Source organism: Thermomonospora catenispora (assembly GCF_006363815.1).
GTDB classification, from domain to species: Bacteria; Actinomycetota; Actinomycetes; order Streptosporangiales; family Streptosporangiaceae; genus Thermomonospora; species Thermomonospora catenispora.
This window is the reverse complement of record NZ_RRYT01000009.1, coordinates 125,679-137,967: the sequence shown is the minus strand read 5'-3', so window position 1 is coordinate 137,967 and position 12,289 is coordinate 125,679. Positions and strand designations below refer to the sequence as shown.

Below are 12,289 nucleotides of genomic sequence, written 5' to 3'. Positions count from 1 at the left end.
AGGTTGAAACTTCAACTCATTCCGGGGGTGGCTGTAAGCTCCGTCACACCGATCCCGTGCGTCAGGCTCGCGCACCGCTCTCCCGCGCCGGACGAGCCCGGCGGCGCGCCCCGGCCTCGTCCCTCCGGCCTTCGGGCGGGAAGCGTCACAGCCACGGCAGGGCGTGCACGCCCCGGCCGACGCCGACCGCCAGCGCGGCGACGCCCAGCGCCACCAGGCCGGCGAAGACCGACCACCGGCCCGCCTGGTAGGCGGCGGGGACCCGGCCGTCCTCACGGCCCCGCACCGGCCAGGGGTCTCGCAGCGGTGCCGTACCCGGCACCTCCTCGGCCGGGGCCGGCTCGGTGGGGCCGTCCACCGGCAGCCCGGTGACCCAGCCGAGCAGATCCGCCACCTCGGCCGGGTCGGTGTCCAGCCCCGAGCCGAAGCAGCGCACCTCGCCCGCGAGCTGGTCCAGCGCCCGGATCGCGTTCCCCAGGCCCACCTCCTCCAGCCAGCGGCGCACCGCCGCGCCGGAGGACCTCCCGGTCTCGTCCCCGGCGTCCTGCTCCCGCGTCAGCGACCGGCCGATCATCGTCTCGCGCAGCAGATCGGTCTTGGTCACCACCACCGCGACCCGCCGCTGCCGGCCCCGGTCCGGCCGGGTGCGCAGCTCGTTCAGCACCCGTTGCAGCGTGTCGGCGGGATCCTCCTCCGAGGAGGGGGCCGCCCGTTCCACCACGGCCAGCTCCTCCTCGGTGAGCGCCCGCCGCACCGTGGGCAGCGCGAACGGGTCCACCACGAACAGCAGGGCCTCCCCGTGGTCCAGGTAGCGCAGCGACTCCACCTCGGTGGCCCCGGTGAAGTGCTCCCCGGCGGGATCGAACAGGTACAGGATGCGGTGCCTGCGGCCGGGCAGCTCCACGTCCACCATCGTCGCCAGCGGCAGCTCCGGCCCCGTCTTGGCCAGCCGCCCGCCGCGTTCGAACTCCCGCATCGCGCTCGCGTACGCCTGCGCGTGCAGCCGCTCCACGAACGCCAGCCTGCCGCGGGCCGCCCGCGCCCGCGCGTGCAGCGCCCGGATCGCCAGGAACATGAACGTGGTCTTGCCCGCCGCCGGGCCGCCCACGAACGGCAGCGGCTCCACCCGCACCCGGCCGATCCGCTCCGGCAGCCGCCCGTGACAGTGCGGACAGTAGGCGGTCAGCCGGTAGCGGCCCAGCGGGATCGTGGTCGGCAGCCGCGTCCCGCACCGGCACACGTGCCGGAACGCCCCCGCCGTGCCCGGCGCCAGCCGGCGATGCCGGGCGCCGCAGCCGGGGCACTCGTACACCGGCAGCGCGATCTTCGCGTAGCAGAACGGATGCGGGCAGGTCTGCAGGATGCGCCCGTACGCCATGAACGCCCGCTCGATCAGCCACAGCACCCCGACGCACGCCAGCCACCCGGCCAGCCCCGCCGCCACGACCAGCCCGTAGCAGACCGTCAGCAGCACCCCGAGGAGCGAGGCGGGCAGCACCGCCGCCGCCACCCCCAGATACAGCGCCAGCCACAGCGGCAGCAGGAAGAACCCCCACAGCCCGCCCAGCAGCGTCCGCGTCATCCGCGTCATCGCCGCACGGCCCGTCCGCCACGTCCACGGGACCGCGGTCCGCGCCACCGCCCACCAGTCGCGCCACACCTGCTCCAGCAGGTAGTGCCGGTAGGCGAGCTCGGGGGCCGGGACCGGCGAGGGGCCTTTCGCGCTGGTCGGGGTGAGCGTCCGCCACGCCTGCAGGTAGGCGAACCCCAGCGCCGCCGCCGTGGCGACCGTCACGGTCGCCGTGAACACCACCGGGAAGAGGAGCGCGAGCACCGCCCAGGCCGCCAGGAGCGGCAGCACCCAGAGCACGGGCATCGGCTCACTCCTCCCGCCCGGCGGCGCCCTCGCCGAGCAGCCGGCGCAGCTCGGCCCGCAGCGCCGGATCGGCCAGTCGCCCCTCCAGCCGCCGGGTCGCCAGCCGGCCGCCGGCCGTCTTCCGCGCCCACGACTCCAGCCGGGGTTCGCGCACCCCCGCCAGCCGCATCCGCAGCACCACCTCGACCAGTTCGCGCCGGGGGCCGATGCTCAGCTTGGACCGGCCCAGCAGTCCCCGGGCGCGCGGACGGGTCCAGCGCTCGGCCAGCCGGGCGCGCACCGGCGCGGACACCGCGATCAGCACCGCGGCGCGGAACCGGGTGTCCCGCCTGGCCAGCCGGTCGGCCGCCTCGATGAAGACGCCGCTGCGCACCTGGGGCGTCGCCCCCGTCGTCGCGTGCATCGTCTCCAGCCCGGCCGCGGCCGCCTCGGCCTGCACCGCCCCCACGGTCTTGGCGTACTCCAGCAGCACCGAGGCGTCGCAGAACGCCGCATGGTCGGCGGGGAAGGCCGCCAGCACCTGCCCGGCCATCCGCAGCAGCGCCGGATCCTCCAGCGCCTCGTCGCCCTCCAGCGCCGCCTGCCGGAACGCCCGCGACGGCAGGGCCGCCAGCGCCGGGCGGGCCGGCACCGCCTCGTCGAACGCCTCCAGCAGCGCCGTGCATTCGGCGGCGCTCGCCGGCACCGCCCACACCTCGGCGAGGACCCGGTCCACCTCCTCTGAGGCGACCCCCTCAAGCCGCAGCAACGCCCCGGTGACGTCCACCCGACGGTCCCGATGGCGGCGGCCCGCCGACGCCAGCACGCGCAGCCCCACGGCCGGCGCGGCCGACCAGTCCCGGGCCTGCAGCAGGTCGCAGACCTCATCGGTCAGCAGCCGCGGCAGCTCCTCCGGCCCGGCCTCCGCCAAGGCGGCGACGGCGCCCTCGATGATGCGCTCCCGCCACCGGGAGGGGACGCCGTCCAGCGCCTCCGGCAGGTCGTCCACCGCGGTGCGGGCGCAACGGGCCGCCGCCGAGCGGACCGTCTCCACGGGAGGCTCCACGCCCGCCCGCGCCGCCAGCGCCACCAGCCGCCCCACCGCCGTCAACGTCGTCGCCCGCTCCACGGCCCCGGCCACCTCGGGGACCAGCCGCACCGTCGCGTCGGGGGAGAGCCGCACCTCGCGCAGCCGGCCGCCGAGGGAGGGGTCCTCCAGCGCCGCCATGACGCAGCGGATCGCGCACCGGTCGGCGACCTCGGCCGCCTCCGTCCGCCGCGCCCACCGGTGCATCGCCAGCGCCAGATCGAAGCCCGCCCTCGGCAACGACGGCACCAGCTCCGCCCACACCCACTCGGGCACCCGCGCGCCGAACCGGGTGAGCAGGTCCGCCGCGGCGGCCTCCTCCTCGGCCGACACCGGATCGGCGCCCCGGCACAGCGCCAGCAGCGTCGCCGCACGGTCCAGCACCTGCGCCAGCGGCGCCCCCTCCGCCCCGGCGAGCCGGTCGCCGTCGGCCAGCTGCACCGCCACCAGCTCCCCGAGCGCGTCCAGCCCGGCGAAGTCACGGGCCCGCCAGCACTCGGCCACCGTCCGGGCGAACCGGCTGCCCGTTCCCGCGGCGGGAGGATCGGCGGGCTCGTCGACGAAGAACGCCGGCTCGTCGCGGTGCACCGCCGCCCACACGTCCGGGGTCGTCCCCACCACCCGGTGCAGCGCTCCGCAGGGATCGGCGCTGTAGGTGGTGAACGACAGCCGGGCCGCCGCGGTCACCGGCAGCGAGTACGACAGCACCGCGATCCAGCGCACGATCGGCTCGACGTCCGCGCCGACCAGCACCACCCGGCCGTGGCCCCGGTCCAGCGCCGTCACCGCCGCGTCCACCAGGGCGGCCAGCAGCCGGTAGGAGCCCTCCTCGGCCAGCCGGTCCGCCAGCTCCTGAGGACAGACGCCCTCGCCCGGATCCAGCTCCTCCAGCGCCGCCAGATCGCCCTCGGCGGGCCGGTCGGTCCAAAAACCCGCCCCCCACAGCTCGATCGGCCGCAGGCCCTCCAGCTCCTCGGGCTCGGCCACCACCGCGTGCGCGAAGAAGTTGCCCTCCCGGCCCGAGTAGTCCCGCCCCAGGTAGCGGGACCGCACCAGCACCGCACGGCCGCCCGACCGCTCATAGGCCAGCGCCACCGGGAACGCCGCCAGCTCCTCGGCGTCCGGCGACAGCGGCGCCCGGGGAGGGGGCCGGTAGGTCAGCAGCGGGGCGACCGCCGATCGGACCTGCGGCGGCAGGCCGGGGGTCTCGGCGACGAACTGGAACCCCGCACGCCCGGTCGGCCCGCTCGCCGCCGAGGTGTAGTGCAGCTGCCAGGCCACGTCTCAGCCCTCGTTCCCACGCGTTCCGTCCAGCATCCCGAACCGATGCAGCAGCCACAGCAGCGGATCCTCCACGCGGTGCGGCCGCACCCCGCCGGGACCGACCCGGCCCCGGACGGGCGTCCCGCCCAGCGCCGACACCCCGAACAGGGCGTGCTCGGCGTACTGCTGACGCAGGTACACCTCCAGCTGTCCCGCCCCCCACTCGTGCAGCAGCCCGCGCACCTGCGCGTCCACCGCCTCCCGATCGTCCAGGTCCAGCGCCCCGCGCGACGGCCGGGCCCGGTGCAGCCAGGACTGCCCGGCCGGCACCGGCGCCAAGGCGTCGATCTTGGTCAGCGCCACCGCCACCGGCACCGGCAGCCGCTCGTCCGGCCGCAGCCCGTGCCGCCGCCGCAGCGCCTCGGTGACCCGGGCGAGCACGTTGATCGGCTCGCTGTCCGGATCGGCCGGCGGGGGCGGCGGCGCCTCGTCGCGGACCATGGTCCGGGCGCCCGGCAGCTGCAGCGGATCCACCAGGAAGATGATCGCGTCGGCCGCCTCCAGATAGCGCAGGTGCAGATCCCGCACGTCCCGGCTGCGCAGGTCCTCGCCCGCGGTGTCGAACAGCACCAGCGCCAGCGACGCGACCCGCTCCCGGCCCAGCGGCAGCCGCGCCCGCAGCCGGCGCGCCGAGCGGGTCCGCGTCAGCAGGTACACCAGCGGCTCGCGGGGGGCGGTGGCGGCGCTGGTGGTGGTCGGCAGCAGTCGGCGCTCCTCGTACAGGGGCCGGGCGAAGTCCCGCTTGTACCGGTCGATGGTGCGGTCGTCGCAGGCCACCAGAGAGGCGTCCAGCTCGGTGCCGACCCGGTTCATCAGCTCGTGCAGCAGCACCGCGATATAGGTGCTCTTGCCGGTGTTCTTGGCCCCCACCAGCGCCACGATCCGGCCGGGGGAGTCGCAGTAGGCCGGGGGCAGCGGGTTGTGGCAGTGCGGGCACACCCGCCGGGCGGTGGTCCGCCCGCAGTGCGGGCAGTCGGCCCGGCCGCCGCGGCCCGCGGCCTCGAAGACCGGCGGCAGCGAGGCGCCCGCCGTCGACCCGGTGTAGGCGGCCAGCTCCTCGTCCAGCACCGGGTCGCAGCCCTGGCCGCGCCCGGCCCGCCCCATGCAGCGGAAGGCGATCCGCCGGCGCGGCACGCGCTCGAAGCAGTACGGGCAGCAGACCTCGTCCTCGGCGCGCAGGGCGGGCAGGGCGATCCTGGCGGCGATGCGTGACGGGCTGCCCACGGGGGTCACCTCTTGTGCTCCAGGCGGCGGATCGGGGGGTCGATCAGCTCGACGGCGTCGTCGTCGGCGAAACAGCGAAGCCAGTATGGCCCCGTCCCGGCGGGCGCGGGCACCGAAACCTCCCCGGGCACCGGAACCGCCTCCCACGAGCCCAGCTCCTCCCCGTCGCCGGGCCGTTGCGGCATCACCGTCCCGAGGCGGCGGACCAGCGTCAGCCGCGCCACCCGCACCGGCCGCGCCGCGCTCAACCGGACCGTCAGCGAGCGCCGCCACGGCGGCCCCGAGCGTTCCACGTCGTAGCGGACGCGGGCGCGGGCCGCGACGGACGTCTCCACGACGGGGCCCGTCACCCGCCGGCCCTGGCGCATCCCGGCCGCCGCCACCGCCACCGTGACCGCCCCGTCGGGCGGCACGGGCAGGCGGACGCCCCCGCCCGCCTCGTAGGCGGCGCGGCTGACGGCCGTGCGCCGCCGGCCCGTCTCGTCCCGCACGGCGATCTCCACCTCGGTGACCCCGTCCGGCCAGTCGAACCCGACGTGCAGCTCCTCGCCGCGGCGCTCGGCCACCAGCCCGGTCGGGGGAGGCAGGTTCACATGGCGGTGGCAGGCGCCGATCGCGGCGGTCTGCCCGGCCACCGTGACGGCCAGCAGCCAGCCCCCGCCGCCCGGCCGCAGCGCCGACCCGCGGGAGGTGGGGGTGTCCGGCACCCGCCGGGCGACCGCGCGGACCTCCGCGACCGGCAGCACCGTCCCCGGCGGCCACGGCGGCGGCTCCTCCAGCAGCACGAACTCGACGGTGCCGGCGGAGGGCTGGGGGAAGGAGGCCAGCACCCGATGCGGATCGGCCGGGTCGGTCTCGATCCGCAGCTCGTGCACCGGCCGCGGCGGGGCCTGCGGCGTCACCGTCACCGCGACCCCCGGCGTGACCGTCTCCCGTCCCGTCTCGTCCACGTAGACGGCACAGATCCGGTAGTGGTGGGCGACCCCGTTGGGCACCCGCTCCCGGAAGCCGTCGCGCTCCGCGGGCACGGGACGCCCCTCCCGCATGACCAGCACCCGCGCCGCACCGGGGGGGACCTGCCAGCGGCCGGTCACCGCGCCGTCCCCGGCCGACAGCTCCACCGCCTGCGGCTCGGGCCGCACCACCACCGGCCCGCAGCAGGCGATCGGCGCGGCGGCGTCCCCGCGCCGGGCGATCACGCCGTAGTACAGCGGCGCGTTCACCGGCGGCCGGGGGTCCACCGCGCCGTTCTCCCCGGCGGGGATCGGCTCGCCGTCGCCGGGCCCCTCGGGCGGCCGGTCCCGCCGCCGCACCACCTCGTAGCCGATCTCCCCGACCGGGGAGGGGCTGGGCTCCCAGGAGATCCGCACCCGGGCGTCCTCGGCGGCGGCGGTCGCCCGGGGCACCGGACGCGGCGGCAGCCGGCGCTGCAGGTCCGGCGCCCCCGGCAGGTCGTGGACCAGCTCCAGCGCGTCCGCCAGCATCACCCAGGCGCGGTCGGGGTCGGACTGCTCCTCGGCGGCCCTCCGCAGCCGGACCGCCGCCGCCACGCGTCGCCGCGCCTCGTCCGCCAGCAGCGCCGCCTCCTCGTCCTCCTCGCCCGCCTCGTCCAGGGCGTCGGCCAGCACCGCCGCCGCGTACGCCTCGCCCGCGTCCAGCAGCGCCCGCAGCCGCTCGGCCGGGCCGCCGCCGGGACCGCCCTCCCGCGACACCGCGAACACCAGCCGGTGCGCATCGGCCGGGTCGATCCCCAGCTCCCGGGTCGCATACCGCAGCAGCGCCCGCTCCGAGGCCCGCTGCCGGCGCCGCTCCCGCAGCCGGGCCACCACGTCGTAGCAGATCAGGTCGTCCGGGGAGGCGGACCGCAACGCCGCCAGCACCGTGCTCGCATGGGTGGTGGAGCTGTCGCGGGGGCGGCGCGCCCACCGCCGGGCGGCGGCCTGCACCGCCTGCGGCAGCGCCTCCGGCCCGCCGGGCACCCCGGGTGCGGCGAACCCGCCGAGCACCCGGATCGGGCCGCCCAGGGAGTCCCCGAACAGGAACTCCGCCAGGTGCCGGTGCCCCAGCACGTCCAGCGCCTCCCGGACCTTGCGGTATCCCGCGTACGGCGGGGAGGCGGGCAGCCGGTCGGCTTCGCGGAGCGCGATCCGGTCGGCCGCGGCCGCCCGCTCCAGCTCCGCCCGGCCGACCCCGGCGGCCCGCGCCAGCTCCTCCAGCTCGCCCGGGGTCACCGCGCGCAGCTCGCCCGCCGCGTCGGCCAGCCGGGCCCGCGCGTCCGCCAGCCGGCGGGCGTCCCGCTCGGCCCCGCCGCGCAGCCGCTCCTTCAGCGGCCCCGGGTCGCCCCGCTCAGCCGCGGCGAACAGCGGCGCCAGCTCCCGGTGCTCGGCCTCCAGCCGGTCGATCAGCTTGCGGTACTTCAGCTGGCCTCGGCACCGCCGCCAGCACTGCCGCACCCGCCGGACCTGTTCGGCCACCCGCTCGGGCGTCAGCGGATCGGTCAGCCGGTAGCGCACCCGCAGGTCCTCGGGCGGCCGGTCGCCGGCCGCCCGCGCTGGCTCCAGCACGTCCCGTTTGTACTCCTCGTCGAACGAGGTGCCCATGACCCGCGTTCGCTCAGCTCACCTGCACCCGGGACAGGGCGGCGCGGGAGCGCTCGACCTCCTCCTCCGACATGCCGCCCACGTCGACCTTCAGCTCCAGCCTCTCCCCGGTCTCCTTCTCCACCGCGGTCACGTGCAGCAGCCCGGAGGCGTCCAGCTCGAAGGTGACCTCGACCGGCCAGCCGGCCTTCTTGCCCGGCGGGATCTTGATCACCCCGGTGGCGATCTCGGTGTTGTCCATCAGGTCCGGCGACTCCACGCTGCCGGCCTGCTCCATCACCCGCACGTCGGCGGAGGTCTGGTCGTCGTAGACGGTGAAGAAGTCCTCGGTGTGCGAGGCCGGCAGCTCGTCGTTGGCGTGCACCAGGTGCGCCACGTGCTCGGTCCCGGTCTCCCGGTCCATCACCACGATCCCGAAGGCGTGCGAGGCCACCGTCTTGATCTGCCGGCCGGCGATCTGCCGCCGCTGCTCGGCCGACAGGCCCGCCCTGGCCGCCATCTCCTCGGCCTCCTCGGTGGCGCCGGCCGCCAGCAGCCGCCGGTAGGTCTCCTCGAACGCGTACAGCGCCGCGCCCTTGGCCACCGCCAGGTCCGGGTCCTGCAGCCGGGGCTTGAGGCCCAGCTCGGCCTCCAGCCGGGCGGCCACCGCGGGCATCTTGGTGGACCCGCCGACCAGCACCAGCTCGTCGTAGTCGGTCACGCCCTTCTCGGCGGCGGTGGCCAGGGTCCGGCCGGTGATCTCGATCGTGCGGTCCAGCAGGTCCTTGGTGATCTCCTCGAACTTCTCCCGGGTCAGCTCGATCGCCGCGGCCCGGCCGCCGTGCATCACCCGGACGGTGTGGGCGGTGCGCACGCTCAACGCCTTCTTGGCGTCCTCGGCGTCGCGACGCAGCTGCTGCTCGGTCTGCTTGTCGTCCAGCGGATCGCCGGCGTCGGGGTGCTCCTCGCGGAACCGCTCGGCCAGGTACTCCACGATCCGGGCGTCCCAGTCCGCCCCGCCCAGCTCGTGGTCGCCGTCGGTGCACACCACCTCGATGTGGCCGTCGCGCAACGCGATCACCGTGGTGTCGAACGTGCCGCCGCCCAGGTCGTACACCAGGATCGTGCGGTCCTGCTCGGGGTTGAGCACCCCGTAGGTGATGGCCGCGGCGATCGGCTCGGAGATGATGTCGATCACGTTCAGCCCGGCGATCCGGCCCGCCTTGCGGGTGGCGTCCCGTTCGGCCGCCCCGAAGTAGGCCGGCACCGTGATCACCACGTCCCGGGCGTCCTCCCCGGTGGTGGTGCGCGCATCGGTGGCCAGCTTGAGCAGGATGAACGCGCTCAGCTCCTCGGGCGTGTAGCCGAACTCGTGGATCGGGTAGGTGATGTCGCGGCCCATGTCCCGCTTGATCAGGCTCACCACGTTGTCGGGCTCCAGCACCGCGGTGTCCTTGGCGGCCTGCCCGACGATCACGTTGTCGCTGGTCTCGAAGTAGACCACCGAGGGAGTGGTGTCGGTGCCCTCGAGGTTGCGCAGGACCGTGGGACGTCCGACCTCGTCGATGGAGGCGATGCAGGAGTAGGTGGTTCCCAGGTCGATCCCATAGACAGCCATGTTCAGCTCACCTGTTCGAACTGCTTGATCGGGGAAGCGGGGAGGAACGGGCCGCGGGGTCGCCGTCGTCGCCGTCGGCGTCCGGGGCGCGGTGCCGGCCCACCCGCACCTCGGCCTTGCGGATCACCCGGCCGGCCCGTTCGAAGCCGTCGGCGCACACGCTGACGATCGTGCCGTCCAGCGCGGGGTCGGCGACCGGCTCGATGTCGATCGGCCGATGCCGGACAGGGTCGTAACGATCGCCGGGCCGGGTGACGAAACGCTCGGCCCCGGTGCGGGCCAGCGCCTCGGCGATCTCGTCGCGGATCGCGGCCAGCAGCGCGGCGGCGTGCACCGCGTCGGGCGGGTCCTCGGCCCACCGGCGCGCCTCACGGGCGGTCAGGTCGTGCAGCCGGAACAGCACCGCGCGCACCGGATCGAACATCGCGTGCAGCTCGCCGCGCCGCAGTGTCTGAACGTCCTGGTGGAGACGGTCGATCACGGCCTCCCGGTGCGCGGCGCGCTCATGCTCGCGTTCGATCGCCGCCGCCAGCCGGGCCAGTTCGGCGGCCACCCGCGCGGACGCCGACCGGTCCGGGTCGGTCGCGGCGGACGGCGCGGCGGGCTCGTCCCGCGACGCGCCGCGGGGCGGAGGCTGCGGCTGCTCGGGGGATGCGTCCCGGCCGGCCGAGGGGACGCCGCGCACCGGGCCGGCGGGATGGTCCTGGGCACTCGACACGTGCAGCAACATTAACGAGCCGTTACGTGCGGCGATAGACCCGCACTTTGCGCTCTCCGTGCGAAACCGGTGATTTTCCTGGGGAAACATTGACCGCGGCGGTGTCTTCGGCATGCCGTGGGCCCGGGCGTGCCGCCGAACCATGGGCCGAACCGGGGGATGGCACGGCGAATTCGATTTCACCGGATGCTTCTCGACACGGAAACAGCAAGGTAACACGCTGGAAACCAGGTATACGCAGGCTGGGGGAAAGGAGGTGCCGATGTTGTTGCGGATCAGGGTGCGGCTGCCCGATCGGCCGGGTTCCCTGGGGAAGGTCGCCCGGATTTTGGGGGCGGCGGGCGCCGACGTGGTCCAGATGGCCGTCTTGGAACGGGACAGCGGCCGGGCCATGGACGACTTCACGGTGGCCTGGCCGACCGGCGCCGGCATCGACCGGCTGTGCGAAGGGCTGTCCTCGATCCCGGGGGTCGACGTGATCGGCATCTGGCCGACCGCGGAGCCGCCGGGGATCAACCAGGACGCCGCGCTGATCGGCCAGCTGGCCGCGGCCCGGGAGAGCGACGGCCTGGCGATCCTGACCGACGCGGTGCCGGCCATGCTGAGCGCCGACTGGGCCGGGCTGCTGCGGGTCGAGGGCGAGAACGACGCCGTGCCGGTGCACACCAGCCTCGGAGTGCTCGGCGGGATCCGGGTGCCCCCGCTGGAGCCGCTGCGGCCGCGCGGGTTCACCGCCGAGGACGGCACCCGGTACGCGGTGGTGCCGATCGGCGGCGGGGAGCTGGCGCTGCTGGTGGCGCGGACCGGGGCTCCGCCGTTCCACCGCACCGAGGTGCTCCGGCTGACCCAGCTGGTGGGGGCCGCCGAGGCGGTGCTGGGGGCGAGACTGCGGGCGATCTCGGAGTCGGCCGACCCAGCGGTGGCCGGAAGCGGCGGCTGAGGGGGACGAGGCCGCGGGGGCCGTGCGCAGGAACACGCGCAGGGAACGTGCACAGGGAACAGGAGCGGCGAGAAACATGCGCACGGAACAAGTGCGACGAAAAACGTCAAAGGGGGAAACCATCGGGGTGTCGTGAACGTCTTCCCGTACGACACGGCCTTCGGTGCGGTGGCGCGGCCGCACCGAAGGCCGTGTTCCGTCCGCCTTCCGCCCGCGCGGCGGGCGGTAGCCTCACCGCGGAGACTCCCGAGCGGGAAGGGCGCACCGAGATGCTGTTGGCGGACGAGCGTCGCGAACTGTGCCGGATCGGTCGTCGAATGGTGGAGACCGGCGTGGTCCTCGGCGCGGCGGGCAACATCAGCGTCCGCCGCGGCGATCTGGTGGCGATCTCCCCGGCCGGGATGCGGCTGGAGCAGATGACCCCCGAGGACCCGCCGGTGATCGACCTGACCGGAGCCGTGGTGGAGGGGACGCGCGAACCCTCCTCCGAGACCCCCATGCACCTGGCGATCTACGAGGAGACCAGGGCTCCGGCGATCGTGCACACTCACTCCACCCACGGTGCGGTCATCGCGGCCACGATGACCGAACTGCCACCGATCCACTACTACACGTTGCTGCTGGGCGGAGTGGTGCGGGTCGCCGAATACGCCACCTACGGCACCCCGGAGCTGGCCGTCAACGTCCGCAAGGCCATGGCGGGCGGCATGCGCGCCGCCCTGATGGCCAACCACGGCGGCGTCGCCATCGGCGCCGACCTGGAGGACGCCTTCGAGAACGCCCTCATCCTGGAGTGGCTGTGCGGCGTCTACGTCCGCGCCCGCTCCATCGGCGAGCCCCGGGCGCTGACCGACGAGCAGCTCCGCCGGGCCGCCGAGCGCGGCCTGCGCCCCAAGCCCCTTCCGCAGGAGTGAAGACGGCCCTCGCGGCACGGCGCCGCCGCCC

8 protein-coding genes are annotated in these 12,289 nt (G+C 75.6%); 2 read left to right on the top strand and 6 right to left on the bottom strand.

All coding sequences use genetic code 11. The features are described from left to right. Positions 1-145: 145 nt before the first annotated feature. From EIO00_RS09955 to grpE, 6 genes are read right to left on the bottom strand one after another with little or no spacing between them, the layout of a single operon-like run. Complete coding sequence (locus EIO00_RS09955; protein WP_140177438.1) at positions 146-1,876, bottom strand: TRAFAC clade GTPase domain-containing protein; 1,731 nt, start codon at positions 1,874-1,876, stop codon at positions 146-148. A gap of 4 nt (positions 1,877-1,880) precedes the next feature. Further along, the gene (locus tag EIO00_RS09950; RefSeq protein ID WP_140177436.1) at positions 1,881-4,223 is read right to left on the bottom strand and encodes a GAP1-N2 domain-containing protein; all 2,343 of its coding nucleotides are present in this window, start codon (positions 4,221-4,223) and stop codon (positions 1,881-1,883) included. A gap of 3 nt (positions 4,224-4,226) precedes the next feature. Beyond that, on the bottom strand, positions 4,227-5,489 hold the full coding sequence (locus EIO00_RS09945; protein WP_241661249.1) for a TRAFAC clade GTPase domain-containing protein: 1,263 nt from the start codon (positions 5,487-5,489) through the stop codon (positions 4,227-4,229). Between the two features lie 5 nt (positions 5,490-5,494). Then, on the bottom strand, positions 5,495-8,089 hold the full coding sequence (locus EIO00_RS09940; protein ID WP_140177435.1) for a SaeA-related protein: 2,595 nt from the start codon (positions 8,087-8,089) through the stop codon (positions 5,495-5,497). Between the two features lie 13 nt (positions 8,090-8,102). Beyond that, positions 8,103-9,686, bottom strand: a complete 1,584-nt coding sequence (locus tag EIO00_RS09935) for an Hsp70 family protein (RefSeq protein WP_140177433.1) — start codon at positions 9,684-9,686, stop codon at positions 8,103-8,105. A 7-nt stretch (positions 9,687-9,693) separates the two neighbouring features. Further along, positions 9,694-10,404, bottom strand: coding sequence for a nucleotide exchange factor GrpE (grpE, locus tag EIO00_RS09930; RefSeq protein WP_241661248.1), 711 nt, complete (start codon positions 10,402-10,404; stop codon positions 9,694-9,696). A gap of 262 nt (positions 10,405-10,666) precedes the next feature. Between grpE and EIO00_RS09925 the strand changes: the two genes are divergently transcribed. Then, positions 10,667-11,344 (top strand): ACT domain-containing protein, encoded by a 678-nt coding sequence (locus tag EIO00_RS09925; RefSeq protein WP_140177429.1) that lies wholly within the window; start codon positions 10,667-10,669, stop codon positions 11,342-11,344. Between the two features lie 269 nt (positions 11,345-11,613). Continuing rightward, the gene (locus tag EIO00_RS09920; protein ID WP_140177427.1) at positions 11,614-12,258 is read left to right on the top strand and encodes a class II aldolase/adducin family protein; all 645 of its coding nucleotides are present in this window, start codon (positions 11,614-11,616) and stop codon (positions 12,256-12,258) included. The last annotated feature ends 31 nt before the right edge of the window (positions 12,259-12,289 follow it).